13 protein-coding genes and 2 pseudogenes are annotated in these 14,579 nt (G+C 56.4%); 10 read left to right on the top strand and 5 right to left on the bottom strand.

Annotation, left to right across the window (positions count from 1 at the left end; translation table 11 throughout):
• The first annotated feature begins 93 nt into the window (after positions 1-93).
• From FHT09_RS00655 to FHT09_RS00645, 3 genes are all read left to right on the top strand, one after another.
• Complete coding sequence (locus FHT09_RS00655; RefSeq protein WP_104607132.1) at positions 94-1,446, top strand: S41 family peptidase; 1,353 nt, start codon at positions 94-96, stop codon at positions 1,444-1,446.
• Between the two features lie 454 nt (positions 1,447-1,900).
• Positions 1,901-2,119, top strand: coding sequence for a hypothetical protein (locus FHT09_RS00650; protein ID WP_104536755.1), 219 nt, complete (start codon positions 1,901-1,903; stop codon positions 2,117-2,119).
• A complete protein-coding gene (locus FHT09_RS00645) occupies positions 2,116-2,394 on the top strand; it encodes a hypothetical protein (RefSeq protein WP_181126179.1) in 279 nt (92 codons plus the stop codon). Before FHT09_RS00650 ends, FHT09_RS00645 begins: the two co-directional genes overlap by 4 nt.
• A 236-nt stretch (positions 2,395-2,630) precedes the next feature.
• Here the strand turns inward: FHT09_RS00645 and FHT09_RS00640 are convergent, their stop codons facing one another.
• The gene (locus FHT09_RS00640) at positions 2,631-3,311 is read right to left on the bottom strand and encodes a DUF5677 domain-containing protein (protein ID WP_260283645.1); all 681 of its coding nucleotides are present in this window, start codon (positions 3,309-3,311) and stop codon (positions 2,631-2,633) included.
• Positions 3,312-4,220: 909 nt separating this feature from the next.
• Here FHT09_RS00640 and FHT09_RS00635 point away from each other — a divergent pair.
• The 5 genes from FHT09_RS00635 to FHT09_RS00615 all read left to right on the top strand — a co-directional run bounded on the left by FHT09_RS00635 (position 4,221) and on the right by FHT09_RS00615 (position 10,235).
• Positions 4,221-4,883, top strand: coding sequence for a DUF1629 domain-containing protein (locus FHT09_RS00635; protein WP_016849863.1), 663 nt, complete (start codon positions 4,221-4,223; stop codon positions 4,881-4,883).
• Positions 4,884-4,927: 44 nt separating this feature from the next.
• Positions 4,928-7,759 carry an XVIPCD domain-containing protein gene (locus FHT09_RS00630; protein ID WP_184416807.1) on the top strand — a complete coding sequence of 944 codons (2,832 nt, stop codon included), beginning with the start codon at positions 4,928-4,930 and terminating at the stop codon, positions 7,757-7,759.
• A gap of 103 nt (positions 7,760-7,862) precedes the next feature.
• The gene (locus tag FHT09_RS00625; RefSeq protein ID WP_039815875.1) at positions 7,863-8,522 is read left to right on the top strand and encodes a hypothetical protein; all 660 of its coding nucleotides are present in this window, start codon (positions 7,863-7,865) and stop codon (positions 8,520-8,522) included.
• A 45-nt stretch (positions 8,523-8,567) separates the two neighbouring features.
• The gene (locus FHT09_RS00620; protein ID WP_146096605.1) at positions 8,568-9,659 is read left to right on the top strand and encodes a hypothetical protein; all 1,092 of its coding nucleotides are present in this window, start codon (positions 8,568-8,570) and stop codon (positions 9,657-9,659) included.
• A gap of 159 nt (positions 9,660-9,818) precedes the next feature.
• Positions 9,819-10,235, top strand: coding sequence for a hypothetical protein (locus FHT09_RS00615; protein WP_181141480.1), 417 nt, complete (start codon positions 9,819-9,821; stop codon positions 10,233-10,235).
• Between the two features lie 66 nt (positions 10,236-10,301).
• Here FHT09_RS00615 and FHT09_RS00610 read toward each other — a convergent pair whose 3' ends face one another.
• From FHT09_RS00610 to FHT09_RS20125, 3 genes and pseudogenes are all read right to left on the bottom strand, one after another.
• Positions 10,302-11,036 (bottom strand): hypothetical protein, encoded by a 735-nt coding sequence (locus FHT09_RS00610; protein ID WP_039815876.1) that lies wholly within the window; start codon positions 11,034-11,036, stop codon positions 10,302-10,304.
• Positions 11,037-11,117: 81 nt separating this feature from the next.
• Positions 11,118-12,446, bottom strand: coding sequence for a DUF927 domain-containing protein (locus tag FHT09_RS00605; RefSeq protein WP_343205060.1), 1,329 nt, complete (start codon positions 12,444-12,446; stop codon positions 11,118-11,120).
• A gap of 95 nt (positions 12,447-12,541) precedes the next feature.
• Positions 12,542-12,727: pseudogene (locus FHT09_RS20125) on the bottom strand (DUF927 domain-containing protein); the annotation flags it as partial.
• On the opposite strand from FHT09_RS20125, the pseudogene FHT09_RS00600 reads away from it, so the two are divergent.
• Positions 12,693-12,923, top strand: a pseudogene (locus tag FHT09_RS00600) (phage tail protein); the annotation flags it as partial. The pseudogenes FHT09_RS20125 and FHT09_RS00600 sit on opposite strands and share 35 nt — an antisense overlap.
• Positions 12,911-13,069, top strand: coding sequence for a hypothetical protein (locus FHT09_RS00595; protein ID WP_181141436.1), 159 nt, complete (start codon positions 12,911-12,913; stop codon positions 13,067-13,069). The pseudogene FHT09_RS00600 and the gene FHT09_RS00595, both read left to right, overlap by 13 nt.
• 71 nt (positions 13,070-13,140) lie before the next feature.
• Here the strand turns inward: FHT09_RS00595 and FHT09_RS00590 are convergent, their stop codons facing one another.
• Positions 13,141-14,361, bottom strand: a complete 1,221-nt coding sequence (locus FHT09_RS00590) for a S1 family peptidase (RefSeq protein ID WP_104607182.1) — start codon at positions 14,359-14,361, stop codon at positions 13,141-13,143.
• Positions 14,362-14,579 lie beyond the last annotated feature (218 nt).

Genomic DNA, 14,579 nt, shown 5'->3' with positions numbered 1-14,579 from the left:
GCATGGGTATAGACGCTTGTTGAAATTTGTGTGCATTATTTAAACACAAGTGGCGCGCGGGAAGGCGCGCTTCATCAACCGCCCGGAGCAGACGTGTCGATCGATCGATGGAAGACCCTGGGCCTGGCCGCCCTGGCGCTGTTGACAGCGCCTGCGATACCCGCCGTTGCCGTATCCCCTGCTTCCGTCGTTTCTGCAGCGGACTTGCGTGCCGACCTGCAGACCGCGATCGAAGCCATCGAGAAAGATCATCCTGACCTTGAACACATGGTGGACAAGGCGACGCTGCACCGCACCGCCAAATCGATCGCGCGTGATCTGGACCGGCCGATGGATCAGACCCAGGCCTGGTCCGTGCTGGCCCAGCTCAATCCTGTGCTGGCCGACGGCCACCTTCTCATCGGCTTGCCCGACTGGAGAGCCTCGGCCGCTTCTGCCACCGCGCAGGGGGCCCCGTGGTTTCCTTTCGAGGTCTCCGTGGCGGCATCCGGACATCTACGCCTCGTTGCGCGACTTGGGGGGGCTCCGTCCGCCGATGCCGGGCGTTCTGTCAGCCGTATCAATGGAGTCCCGGCCAAAGCAATTGTTCGGACGCTGCTAAAGCGCACTCACGGCGACACGCCCAGTGCCCGTGCAGCGCTGCTGTCGCAACGCTGGTGGCTCTTCTATGCCAAGGTCTACGGCACACCAGAGAGCTTCGATCTCGAATTCACCGACCGGCGAGGTCGGCAGCGGCAGGCCGCGTCACGCTTGGTACTGCCCGCCATCCTGCAACGCGACGCGAGCTTCGAGCGGCTATTTCGCTGCGAAATCAGGAATACAGGCGCCGTACTGACGGTGAGCACGTTCTCCTGGCCAGACAAGGCCCGCTTTTTCGCGTTCACGCAAGCATGCTTCACGAAAATGGCCACAGAACGGGTTCGGCGCCTCGTCATCGACATTCGCCAAAACGGCGGTGGGGATGACGACATGTGGCGCGACGGCATTCTCCGCTATATCGCCGATCAGCCTTACCGGCACGGTTCGCATTACATCAAACGCGTGCTGACACCAGGGCCGGGAGAAGTCGCCGGGCAGCGTGTGGAAGGAACGATCGAATCCGTCACGGAACCGGCAACCGCAGAACCGGCGCACTTCACGGGAGACGTCAACGTGCTGGTCGGCCCGCTGACCTATTCCTCGGCGGTGCTGTTCTCTAACGTCGTCCAAGACTACCGCTTCGGTCACGTGGTGGGTGTCGGCAAATCGGTCAGGACGCGACAGACCGGCGGCGTAAAGACACTGATACTTCCCAATACCGGCCTCCTGCTGTCCTATCCACGCTTCGTCCTCGACCGCCCGTCGGGAGCTCGGCGACCGACGTGGCTGACGCCCGACAGGCAGATCGCGGACGATCCACTCAATCCAGAAGTCTCGATTGACGTACTGCTTGAGACCAACGGTTAGCCACGAAAAGAGGGCGGCTATCTGCCCTCTCATTCTGCGATGCGTCGGCGGTCAGCGGCAGCTGCCGCCAGTCGGTGAACAGCGCGGCGCTTGGCAATGGTTTCGGCACTGCCACAGCTGCGAGACGTGGTTCTTCGACACTATTGCCGCAGCGTTGCGGATTTTCCCCGTTGACACGCTCCAAGCGGCGGAGCGAGTATTCCAACGTCGCCGCATATTCGGCGACCGGGATTGGTCTCCCGAATCAAAAGGCGCACCAGCGCCCATCGATCGATGCACGGCGCTTTTTCATCGCCCGCATCGTCGCGGGTGCATGCCGGCCAGCTTTATGGCGGGCGGTGCGCGGGGGCCGCAAGGCCCACCGGTTCCTTTTGGCCGGCAGACCAACCGCGCACTGTCCGCCACCCCGATTGGTCTCGGCATGGCGGATTCCAAAACACAAAAGGAGTCCAGCATGTCTTACAACACCCAAGTAGCGCCCGCGTCTGCGGCGCGGCAGATGCCCCAGCATGTGGGTCTGATCGCCAACACTCTCACATGCAGCCATGCCACGTGGCTAAGCCTGATGGCGCACCTCGCAGATGCACGCAAAGCCATCCACACCCTCACGATTGCCGACGCTGCTGCAGCGATCGCTGCCGTCGATGCCTTGTATGCGCAGGTGCGGCGATGAGCATGAGCAAACAGTTCCGCGTCTGCACAGGCGTCACCCTCAGCTTCGAAATGATGCAGGGCTATGTGCTGGCCATGCTGCATTCCCACGCGCAACCTGATCTTCCGCCGGTCCTGATCGCCTGCGAAGCCACGGGCGTTGATGACGTCTTGCCGGGCGGCGATGCGCAAAGCGTGGTGCTGGGCCGGCTGCATGTCTGCATGCATGAGGACCCGGCCGTTGATGTCCTCACCTGGCTGCGCAAGCAAGCGCATCACAGCAGAGCAGCACGATGAATACCGCACACGCAATCCCTTATCCAGAAGACGCCGACTACGCGATCAGCGAAGAAGAAGAAGACGTTTCCCGATAGTTTCCTGAGCCACAAAAAAGGCACTTGGACGCGCGTCCAAGTGCCTGCATTTCATTGGTGGGCCCACCATCTACCAAAAAAGCCACTCAAACAACTGTTAAATAATGGATCTTTCCATCCGAACACCACCACTTACCGCCACAGTTACCGTCAAGACGCTTATCCTTGCTGTCCAGTGGACGCTAGTTGCTGCCTCAAGTCCATGAGCGCGGTGTATGCGTCGTAGATATCAAGATGATGTCGCTCAAAGCGGCCATCCGGAAACAACGCGATTTGTCCTATAGCTGCGGCGGAATCTAGAAGAACATAGCTCACGATCGACATAACGAGGAACACCACATCGTCTGAATCGCCTGCTCGCAAAGTCATGCCGACTTCGCCCTGGTGACGTAGCGCCAGCGCTGCTAGGTCATTGTGCGCAAAACTGCAGAGCATGGTGTAAGGAGCAGCGAGCGCAGCGACTCCTGCAGCCTCAAACTGTTCAATCAACTTGGTAGGCCGCACCTTTTTTTCGTGCAGAGTGCTGTAGAGCGCCAAGCAGTCCGCCAGTCTTAATTCGATGTATTTTCGCTCCCCTCCTGCCAGCTCTGGAAACTGCAGAACCTTCTCATAAAGCTTTTTTTCACCTCGAAGCTGTTCGTACCGCATCTGGTCTATCTGCTCAGGCTTATGGCCGAGCAATCTGAATGTCACCAGCGACTCCAGCATGGCGCGCGCATGTGAAGCGCCATGCGTCGCTAGGCCGACTTCCGCGAGCCGCAACGCTGCTTCGAATTGTTCAATCATAGTGAGAAAAATGGCGCACTGCGGCCGTCCCGGGGGTCCTAAGGGGGGCCGCATGCAACCAGCCATGTCGCCCGCAGCCTTTAGCTGCCTAGTGGATAGGTCAAAAATTTGCTGCTTAGTAGACATGTCGTGCACTTGGGTTGCTTGGCACCATCCTAGGTGTTCCTCAATTGTCAGTATTTCCCAGGGCTTTTGTGAAGCAGCCTCAACCCATCCCACGTACGTTTGGCATTTAAAGAAGCAGTCAACTGAGTTCGTGAGCCGTCTGTGGACCGCAAGGGTCACAGCCCAGCGCGCGCAATCGTCGCCCCGCCACGCCTGCACGCTTCATGCGGCGCTTTTCCTGCACCACCTGCACGCCCGCAGACGCAGCTGCAGCAATGCTGGGAGTGGCAAGCCTGGAGCGACGATATCCCTGCGGATCCCCGCACCAGCTGAGCACGCGAAAGGCCAGACCCAGCCCGAATAGGGATGCCAGATAGGCAGCAGCCTGGCAGACCTAAGAACCGCCGTCCAAGCACGTCCTACTGGAAAAGCCCTCTCTATTTGCTAGGTTTGAAGAACGCTATGGCTAGACGATCTGTATCACTAACTCGGTAACGCATGCTTTGGCGATCAGGCGAGCTGAGCCGTGGTGAGATGCCTTGCTTCCTATTCCTAAAAGCCGTTTTCAACTGCCGGCACCTCCCGGCCACTTGAGCCTTGTCTCTGACGTGCCGTTCTAACGGGTAACACAGGTAACGCCGGTAACAGAGAGGCTGAAATCCTCTAGTATCAAGGAGCTACGCTCGCGATCTGCACCCGAGCCGCCTGGTAACAGGCCGTAACGTGGGTAACGGGGCGCCAGGGGGTGGAAGTCTCCTAGCGCATGTTTGGCTACCTCCCTTACAGGCTTGCTACCCGTTGCCATAGAATCCCTGAGACCAAAGGAATCAGCCGCGATCTGCGGCGCACCCGTCCACGATGGAAATCACCATGAACGATGAGGCAGCAATCCCCGTCACCGTCGCGAGCGACTCCCACCTTGGGGAATTCTTTGTCCTCCGGCCCAGCTTCCGGGGCAATGGTCAGAGCGCCGGGTTGAAGATCGCCAACGAAGAACTGCTTCTGCCCCCTGGCATGAACACCATGGATCCACCCAATGGTGATCCAAGCCAGTATCCGGTGAGGCCACACCTAGTACAGGTGCCGGGACAGCAAGAGATGCCGCGTGATTTCGAGAAGCTGGCGGGCATCTGGATCGTTTCGGAAGCATTGAAGCAGGTGTTCGACGCCATCGATTCGGAAGGCTTCGCCTTTGCGGCTTGCGACTTCACCCTTGCCGACGGCACGCAGGGTCCTCAGTACTACCTCTGCAGCGTGACGCGTTGGCTTGATGCGCTTGATGAGAGTGAATCGCGGGTTCAGATCGAGATCGAACACGATTACGAGACCGGAGAAGACCTCAACTTCTATAGCGTATCCGGCGGTGCAAGCCTTGTATTCAAGCGCGAAGTCGTTGGTAACGCCCACATCTTCCGTCAATCACGCCTAGGAACCGAGGCCATTTGTGACCGCGTTCTGTTCGATGCCTTGAGCGCAGCCCAACTTAGCGGCCCTTCGCTGCGAGACGCCGCAGACCTCTGACGCGTCAAACCCTCGATACGGATTTCTGAGCGGGAGTTGCACCGATGGCTGATACACCGGCTTTCCAAGGGCACCATGTCATTGAGCAAGCGGCTTTCAGTGAAAGCCGCTTGCTGCAGTCGCTTTCCAGAAGCGGCCTGTTCGAGCTACATGGCCCACGCAACATCCTCAATCTTCCTGCGGACCAGGCACTGGCCGCGAGGATGGGTTTGTCGCCTCACCCCGGTGGACCGCTTGGGGCGTACTCAGAGGAACTTGCGAATCGGCTTGAAAGATTGGAGCTGTCCCCCGACGGACAAGCAACGCTGCGCGGCGATCAAGCCGCAGCACAGCGCATCGCAGCTAGAGTCAATGGCCTGACCGACACACTCAAGGTGGGCTTGGTCAATGGCGACCTCGTAAGCAACACGCCGCAGGGGATGACCCCACAGCAGGCGAACGCAAAGATCCGAGCTTTTCATGGCGATCTCGCGGCTTACCAACAAAGTCATGCTGGGCAGATTGCCGATGTGGGAAAGATGGCCGCAGCAGAGGCGCGCTGGGCCGGCGTGACGCGGTCTGAAGGCAATGTCCAACTGGCGTTGGATGCGATCGATCAGCCGGGATCATCCACCCTCAGTGATAGATGGGGCGGCCGGCAATCGCTCGGCACCGCGATTGCCGATGCCAATCAGGCCGGTCGCTTGCCACTTACCGAACCGGTGGAAACGCGTCTGCGCCTCGCCTTTGCCCAGGAGATGCCCCCGGTTCTGGCACGCCCACCGATTGGGCCTCGGCTCCCAGGCGCCCCAGGCGAAGGCGGCATCGTGGCGGGCGAAGGGCTTGCAGCGGAAGCTGCCGGAGCGCGCGGGCTTTCTGGTGCTCGCGTCGCGGGTGCTGCTGGTGTAGCGCTAATGGCCTACGACTTCACCGTTACCGGCCATCGCGTTGTGCAACTACACACGCAAGGCAACGATACTGGGGCCGCGTCGGCGGCGACGCACTTTGTCGGCCGCAATGCAGGCGGCATCGCAGGCGGCTTCCTGCTTGGTGCGGGCTACGGCGCCGCCACCGGCTCATGGACCGGGCCAGGCGCGCTCGTGACCGGTTTGGCCGGCGGCCTGGTCGGCGGCTACCTTGGGGAACGCTGGGCTGAGAAACAGGACATCGACCGGGTCTACACACAGCCAGACCGCAGTGGCAACGAGTGGACGCGTAACCCGGAAGATCTCCACGGCACCTGGACGCGCACGGTGAGTGCTCCGTTGCCAAACGGCGGCTATCAGGAGACCCGCCTGGTTGCCGCTGGCCGCCTTGCCGACGAACTGAATTACCGCGCGGCTAACGACTCGTATTCACTCGGGCTGGCAAATCCACCAAAGCCGCAGGATCCATACCGCCTGGATGCCAAGGCCGAAACGCATCCGCCGCGCGAACCGTTTGAAACGGGCCGCGACTATGTGCGCGATGCGCAGACCGGGAAGTGGCAGCTTGAAATCAGGGAAAATATCGACGGCAAGATACCAGTCACACGCAATGCCCCGATCAGCACCGAGCGTGAGACCGCACTGGAAAGCCAGTCGCAGACGATCATTGCGCAGAACGCCGCCAACACTCCGGAAGCAACAGCGGCACGCTACCAGATCGCGTACAACCAGTTCGGCTGGAATGAGTTCGCCAGTCGCGAGCCGGTGCCGCAGGCCATCACGAACGCGCGCACGCAACCGCAGCCGTTACAGGCGTCCGACGGTCATTCCTACACACGCGACGCCAACGGCGAATGGACTACCCCCGGCACGCTCTATGGCACCAATGCGGCCACCGGCAACACGCGCGAGGAATTGAACCGCACGTGGCAGAGCCAACAGGCCGGGCTTCAAGACATGGCGTCGATGGCGGAGGTTGCCCGCAGCAATCCCACGCCGACGCAGAGCGACTTGCACAGCCAGGTGGCCGGGATGTACGCCCGTGCTGGCATTACACGCACTGACGCGCAGATCGATGCAGCCACGGCAGCAGTTGCACAAGACCATGCACGCGATACGGGCAAGCAGATGCCCTTTTTCCTGCAGCTGCAGAAAGATGGCTCAATCGCCACGGTGGTTGGCCAGAACGACGACCGCATGGAGATCAGGGCGACCACGACAGCAGAAGAGATATCGCAAGCAGAACGGCAGCAAGCCATGCCCGGCAACACCACCCCACCCAATCCCCATGCGCAGTCGCCTCAGACGCAGCAGCCTGCAGCACCTTCCCCGCAAACCCCGTTGCCCAGCGCGCCGTCGTCGCAGACGGCACCAGGAAGGTCGTCCTCGCTGGACGACGATCATGCGCAGGGGCGTGCAGCGTCCACGAGCACGACCACAGCACAGGTCAGCGCGCCGGGAATGCAGATGGGTGCGCGCTCTGTTGAATCGCAAGATCCTCGTGAAGACGAGCAGCTATCTGTGAATCGTCAGAGCGCCGTTGGCCCAAAGCCGCAAGACGCTGCGCTGGTTGAACAGCTACGCTCATCCATCGCAAGGCTCGACGAAAGCGCCAACAAACCATGGGATGAGCGCAGCGATCGCATGGTTGCGAGCGCGTACAAAATGGCAGTTGAGGCGGGGTTCAAGCCCGGCGACAACGTAGAAGTCGCACTGAACACGCCAACTGACAAGCTTCCGGGCGGGGTGACGATGTTCGTGATGCGCTCAGGCCCCGGAGCTTCGCCGGATCCGTATGCCAACCGCGCGCACATGCCGACCAGCGAGGCATTGGCTGCCGCCCCTGAACAACAGTACCTGGCGGCAAACCAAGCACGGGACATTCAAGAGCAAACGCGGTCGCAAGAGCTTGCACAGGCGCAAGATCAGAATCAGAACGATTTAAATAGAAACGGGCCCAGATTGTTGTGAAACACTGAGTTGCCCGGCTAACTACGGCAGCGAAAAATTATTATATTATATATTTATCATCGAAATGAACCAGCCACCTCATTATAAAGCAAAAACATAGCCCATGATGTTTTGCACATTTCTCGTTAAGCTCCACCTCTTCATTACCAGTTTTGATTGGTTTGAAATTATAAAGTCAGTTGCAGCCTTAGTTACAGCAAGTGTTGCTGTGATGGCATTAAAAAACTGGAAAAAACAAGATAAAGCGAAACGTGAGATAGAGTTCTTAGACAGCTTGATTGAAGCCGTCCACGAGTTCATCACGGCCATGGCAATCCCACTGGGGCACTTCGAATTCGAACGCATAGCAATGAAGGCAAGAGAACCCAGTAGCGGCGATGACAATGAGTACGCAGGCGCCACTGCATACATAAGCGAACATGGTGATAAAGCGGGGGAAAAATTAATGCAATCACTCCAAAATATTGAACCTTCAGTGACATTGCTTCGCTCGAAGATCGCCAAAGGCCAAGTCTTCAATTTCGACGGCTATCAAGATTGCCTAACCGCAGTACAGAGAATGACCCAGCAATATGACATTCTGTCAGCTGCAGCAATGATAATGCAATCGAGAAATTGGAACTGGAATAATCCAGAAGTTATCAAGGTTATAAATAAGACCTTACTTCAAAAGAACGCCATAGATATGAGAGAAATACTTAAGGAAGGCAATATAGTCACCTTGAACTTCGCAACTAGAACTTATACAACGACTTACAAGTAAATTTTGTCGAAACTGGACAAATCGTCAACTTAATGGGTAGCGATCATGCCTAAAAACTCATCAAAATTTGATCCAACTTTAGTTGATTCAATTAATCCAGATATATACCCTAATACATTTTCAGCGTGTTTAAATGCTCTTGGCTTGTATGAGAGCCAGCGTTTTGCGTTGAGGTTGAGCCCCAGAGTGCATGAATTGGTTGAAAGTGCGCTTGCCAAATCGGCAGAAGGCAGCCCGATTTCAAGTGACGAGCTTCAAGCCTATTCCACCTATTTGCATGAGACCGTACATTGGTGGCAGCACAAAGGCTCTACTAGCGGGTTCATACGTAGCGTTCTTTATCCAGTTCAGACGCATTCCAACATGGAGCGCCTTCAACAGATCTTACAAGCTGTTGGACCAATTAAATCCATCAAGAATTTCGCGCTGAATGGTGAAATGGGGCTGAACTCATGTCCAGAAGATATCTCTATGGCTGCAAATGAAGTAACGAATAACTTTATGGACACTCAGTTCTATTTGGCTTTAACGCTAAATCCCAAGCTGGACCAAGAGATATATTTCGACCCCTATTTTCTCTCTGCAGGCCATTCATTTTTAGTCACATATGCACAAGTCATTGGCGCTATAGGTGAGATGATCGACCCAGAATATAAGTTATTTCCACACCCGGAGCTATTGGCCAAGCAATCATTCGATCTCGATACACGCCAAGTCCAGGGATATTATTACGCAACACCTATCACCCGCGCGCCGGTAGGAATACTTGACTTGTATGAGGGCCAAGCACGCTTCATACAACTTCAATTTCTTGCAAAAAGCAACCTTTTGCTAACTATTGATGACGCTAAAAGTGCCGGAATGTTACAAACGGTCTATATAAGGGCCTGCGAGCAATTTTTGAAATTGTGCAAAGCACCGGCTCCAGATAAGATCATCGACCCAATCGTCGCCCTGTTTCTTTTTGTCTGCGACATGTCAATCAATCCAACGGCTGGCTTTCCGTCACAAATCAAGAACTACGAAAAATTTTATCTGCATGCAGATCCTGGCATTCGCTTTGCTTACTTATGCGAAGCCATTGCAATTAATCGTGACCTATTGACGCTGGTAGAAAATTACTCTGCAGATGAATAATTTCAACTAGCCGAAAGACTTGGGACCTTATCAGGTCTTGGCAATCACCTTGATGATTTAGTAGCCTTCAAAAATCACTGCGTTATTAGCGCTGATGCGCAAGCGATATCAGAAGAACATAAGTATTTTAGATTTACCGAGCGGAACGTTGTCTTAAAATTGTTGACTGGCGAATTCATCTCCTTCATCAAAGATCGCGTAGATCACCCAGAATTTTTTTGTTGGGCTGGATATTGGCTCGTTGGCATAGACAATGATAAATCCCGCCAGCTTTGGCTATCCCATCTCTCACTTTTTTCCGATAAAGCGGACGATGATGCACTTTATCCACGCATGCATCCATCTCGAGATAATTCTAGCGTATTAGAAACATTCAATCAGTTCTTTGCCTCTATGATTCTTTATGACTTGAGCAAGCAATGGGTTTCCCAACCAGGTCCATTTAAACTAGATTATGGGTGGCTTACCGCAAAATATGAAGACCCCAGCTTTATCAAACAAGCCAATGGAATTTTTAATAAGCACTATGGATATAACCTCGAAGACTTTGAAATTGTTGATAACCTCTCCGAATGACGAGTCTACCCCCGATGCTCTCATAGCACCGGAAGCAGGACTATTCAGATCCGCAACGCGTGACTTCTAACTCAGTCTAGCCATATCGCTCGCCCGCTTCGCGAATGCTCTTTGAATGGGACTCCCCATTAACTCCATGTCAACCTCGGTCAAGTCCAACTGTTGAATTCCGGTGACCTGATCTGCTGTCTCAGCAAGAATGATGAGCCTCTTTTCTACTTGCCGGCCCAGCTGTTCAAGAAATGCTGCCGTAACCTCGCTTTCACTAGCCATCGCACTGCCAGGTGTCACGTGAGCGGCGTTCCTATAAAGCATAAGTGCGCGTGCCACAACATCTCCCACTTCCATCACCATTTCGGCAAATGCGTCGTGTGACGCGACTTCGATTGCTGCGTTGCGCTTAGCAATGGCCACCTCGGCAAGTTCTGCGACGGTTACTCCCATCGCTGTGATCTGCATTCCGATCTCCTGACGCATAGCGGCGTATTCCTCTACCAGCGTCAACGCCGAGGTTTCGGCCGCTCGCAGCTTTTGGATCTCACGGGTCAGCGTGCCATCAGCCTCACGTAGCAGCCCGCTCCATTGCTGACGGGCGGCGTCAGCCTCTGCCTGCGCCGCCTCTCGTGCACGCGTCATCGTCGCCGCACGCTCGGTGAGCGCCTTCTTCCGCGCCAGCGCCTCATGGAGTGCCTGTGCTGCAGCGTCGTATGCCGCACGCACCGGGCATGATTCGGCAGCAATCGTCACAGATTCTCCCGAAGCGCCACTCGTGTTGGGGATGGTTTTTTCGCTCTTGCTCATTCGGTACTACTCCAGTTGTTCGGCAGCCGCATGCACTCACGCACGACGGCGGCCAAGGTGATGACACGCCCTGCACGCAGCTCACAACGAGCCGTCGTGCACCTTGCGCGAGTCGAAGATGTAGAGGCGCACCGCGCCCATGCCGGGCACGCGGATGACCTGTGAGGGTTTGCCATCGGCTGCCGGCTTGATCCACCCAGCGGCGATCAGCTCACGCGCGGCTTGGCGCGCGTCATGTCCGGCGCACAATTCGCGGCGAAACGCTTCGGGCAGCACCATGTACTCGGTGACGCCCACTTCATCGAAGCGCCGGAAGCCGGCGCGCTCCCGCACGGGGAGACCATCCGCTGCGCGGAAGCGCTCGAGGCGGCTTTCGCCATGGGCTTCAAAGAACGCGCGGATGCGCGACATCAAAGCGTCAGTGTCAGCGCTGCCCGAGCCACCACGCCGCTGTAGCCAGGCTTGGAAACAGGTCGCCACGCCTTTGGTTGCTTCGCCCTTCTGCCAGCCGGTGAGCTGGTGCCGGCAGGTACTGGCTAGCTCACCGGCAAAGGCGACGATAGCGAAGCGCTCCGCCACGCGACGTACCTCGCCCGAGGCGTTGTACGGCACGTGCGTTGCCAGGAAGCGGTCTGTCGCCTCGCGCAGTTGCGCGGTGAGCTTGGGGCTGTCCAGCCGGGTCAAGTATTCCATCCACAGCGGCCACGCAGCGCCGTAGGAGCGCGCCGCCGCGTCCTTGAGTAGGGCCGATAGCGCAGCGCCGTCGCTGGCGTCGTGGAGCCGCTCAAAGACGCCGTGGCCGGACTCGGCCTCGGCCGGCACGTCCGCCAATCGCACCGCCTGCCCGGCCCTGGCTTGCTTGCCAGCCTCGGCCATATGTTGAGCCAAGCCCACCTCGCCTGCAGACAGGATCATGATGCGCCAGCGTGCCGCCGCGCGTGCATCGCCCGCACGGTTCGCGCGGCTCTTACCGTTACCATTGGCAAGCAAATACGCCGCATCGCCGGCCTGCTTCGGATCGATCTGCGCCAGCTCGTCCAAGATCAGCGTCGCATCGTTGTGCAGCACCGCTACGCCTTCCAGCCCGTTGGCCGTGCTGCGCCACTCGCGGGCGTACTCCGGTGGCCCCACGACGCTAGCGGCCACGCGTAGCGCGGTAGTCTTGCCGCTGCTGCTGCCGCCGACGATGTGGAAGCCACCACCCGTGGCGCCGGTGAAGCGCAGCAGGGGGCCGGCAAACATCGTCGCCACCGCCAGCACCAGCCGCGAATTACCGGCGCAGCGTGCTGCCACATCACGTTTCCAATCGTCCAACGAGCCAACCGCCGCGTAGTGGTGCTGCAAGTCGCCGCTATGCTGGTAGACCAGCAATTCCTCGCCGGCACCGTAGCTCTCACCACTGGGCAGCACATAGCTGCTGTCGTGCCAGCCCGGCAGGCCACGTTGCGGGCACGTGCGTCGATGCGCTCCTGGATGACGTAGGCAAGCAGCCGCTGCATCGTGCTGCGGTGCGCGGACATCTCCACACCACCTGCTGCCAGCTGGCGGACGAACTCGCGCGGGTCGCCCACCAGCATTTCGGCTGGCGCGGCCCACTGGTGGCGATGACCATCGGCGTCGGTCCAACTCAGCAGCCGGCCCCATTCCTCACTTTGGCTATTGCGGCCGCTGCTTGAATGGGTGCAGGTCAATCAGTCCGAGCTGCTCTCCAGTCCCACGCAACGCGGCGAGATCGCCTTCGAGGCCGACATCCTCGCCAACGATGCCGTGGATCTGTCGATCAAGTTGCCGCTGACGGAACGTGTAGTGGTGACCGTAAAGGATGGGGGCGGCTACGACAGGACGCATGCTCCCGAGCCGACGATCGATCCCACATGGATGAGCTGACCGCGCTGGAGAACTGGGCCGCGCCGTTGCTGGCTCGCCAGGAGGGGCTGCAAGAGCGGGTGCGAAGAGAGGGCCCAACAATACGCTACGATAAGCGTGTACTGCTGGGTTACAACTCAACAGACCTCGATCTCGTAAAAAAATAATCATAGATCGAATCACTGCACTATCTGAGTGATGATCCCATGTCGATCGACAAAAAAATTTATTGCAAATTCTATAAGAAGAGGCGTAGTCCAGCGTCAAGAATTTTTCCGATCCGCATATATACGAGTAATCCGCACTGCCCAGGATTAGCACCTGAAAAAGCAGCAGACTTGACGATGCCATATGCAGTAAATCCACTCCAAACAGGGCCACCACTGTCACCGCCGAAGCATGCCAATTCGTCTCCGACCATTGCCATGTACGCCGAGCTATCACAATCTTGATCATTACAAGACTTCGGAGGAAATCCAAAACTTGTAGCCGAAACAACTCCACAAGAGAATCCCGTATTTACACCGCGGTGGCAAAGGCGCTGACCAACGGTAGCGGCGCCCGAACTCTGGATAGCGTTGATACCTGTCGAGTAAACATTCGAACCAGTTATTGATGAAGATGCCGTGTAGCCAATACTCGGAAAACTATGCCACTGCAAATCGTGACCACCATCGTATAACTCTTTTTTAAAATCCAAGATTGCAACAACCTGTCCAGCCTGCCCTGCCGGAACCCAATTATAATAAATCATAGTATCTGGGCAGTGGCCAGCCGTTAATACACCTAAAGTCTTTGTCGCAGTTTCCCTGACCATGAATCCGCTAGTACATTGCCTCCCGTTAGAGCCTTGAAGTATATTTCCACCACGTAGATAAGCCGCTTGCTGTAAGGAGCCGGGCAGGAACTCAATTCGCACCGGATTTCCAAGCACCTTCTCGAGAGCTGGAACCTCCTCCCTTATACTAGCTTTTTCCGACTCTTGAACAGAAACATACAAAACTATTTGACCTGTTTTTTCATCGTAGGAATTGCCTTGCAATCCGTGCACGCTTTTAAACAAGGCATCCTGGTTGCTACTAATTATTTGCCTCACTTCTTCTGCAGTTTTGCTAGCGCCGAGCCTTATAATCACGGGCACTTCGCCGAAGGACGTTGAAAGTTTTGCAGCAGACGCTTTCTCGACCCCCTTCAATCTGATAACGAATCGAAACTCAGGAGTCTCTTCCCAATAGGCACCCGCAAGTCGTCCGCTGTAGCGGCGAGTCAGTGCGGCCAAATCTTTTTCCGAGTTTTCTTGAATGTTGATTCGCCTAGCCGCCTCAGCAGTCGATATCATCGCACTCTTTGAGTAAGCTTTAGTCTCTTCACTCTCAGCTGTCACATGTCGCACTTGAGCAGTTGAATGAAATGAAATAAAGCTAAAGCTTAAACAGGCAATTCTGAATAAATTTTTCATCCTAATCTCCTTGGAAATTTTCCCCTGTAGCGGCTATATAACATACACCTACTTTCTGGTCAATCCATAAGTACCTGGCATTGAAGCGGACTAAAAAAAGATAATGATGCCGACGCTTTTTGCACACCTGAGCCTATGTCAATATTATTTCATCAGGCAATCGTGTCGCGTTGTGTTGTATTTTACTAATCGTATGACTTTAAAGATGACAAAAGCCG

The sequence above is a fragment of the Xanthomonas sp. CFBP 8152 genome (assembly GCF_014199025.1).
Taxonomy (GTDB): Bacteria; Pseudomonadota; Gammaproteobacteria; order Xanthomonadales; family Xanthomonadaceae; genus Xanthomonas; species Xanthomonas arboricola_B.
This window is presented reverse-complemented; position numbering and strand designations above follow the sequence as displayed.

Excerpts from the sequence above, each read along its gene's own strand:
- FHT09_RS00650 (WP_104536755.1), top strand. The coding sequence starts at position 1,901 with ATGTCTTACAACACCCAAGTAGCGCCCGCGTCTGCGGCGCGGCAGATG.
- FHT09_RS00645 (WP_181126179.1), top strand. The coding sequence starts at position 2,116 with ATGAGCATGAGCAAACAGTTCCGCGTCTGCACAGGCGTCACCCTCAGC.
- FHT09_RS00640 (WP_260283645.1), bottom strand. The coding sequence starts at position 3,311 with ATGCGGCCCCCCTTAGGACCCCCGGGACGGCCGCAGTGCGCCATTTTT.
- FHT09_RS00635 (WP_016849863.1), top strand. The coding sequence starts at position 4,221 with ATGGAAATCACCATGAACGATGAGGCAGCAATCCCCGTCACCGTCGCG.
- FHT09_RS00630 (WP_184416807.1), top strand. The coding sequence starts at position 4,928 with ATGGCTGATACACCGGCTTTCCAAGGGCACCATGTCATTGAGCAAGCG.
- FHT09_RS00625 (WP_039815875.1), top strand. The coding sequence starts at position 7,863 with ATGATGTTTTGCACATTTCTCGTTAAGCTCCACCTCTTCATTACCAGT.
- FHT09_RS00620 (WP_146096605.1), top strand. The coding sequence starts at position 8,568 with ATGCCTAAAAACTCATCAAAATTTGATCCAACTTTAGTTGATTCAATT.
- FHT09_RS00610 (WP_039815876.1), bottom strand. The coding sequence starts at position 11,036 with ATGAGCAAGAGCGAAAAAACCATCCCCAACACGAGTGGCGCTTCGGGA.
- FHT09_RS00595 (WP_181141436.1), top strand. The coding sequence starts at position 12,911 with ATGGATGAGCTGACCGCGCTGGAGAACTGGGCCGCGCCGTTGCTGGCT.
- FHT09_RS00590 (WP_104607182.1), bottom strand. The coding sequence starts at position 14,361 with ATGAAAAATTTATTCAGAATTGCCTGTTTAAGCTTTAGCTTTATTTCA.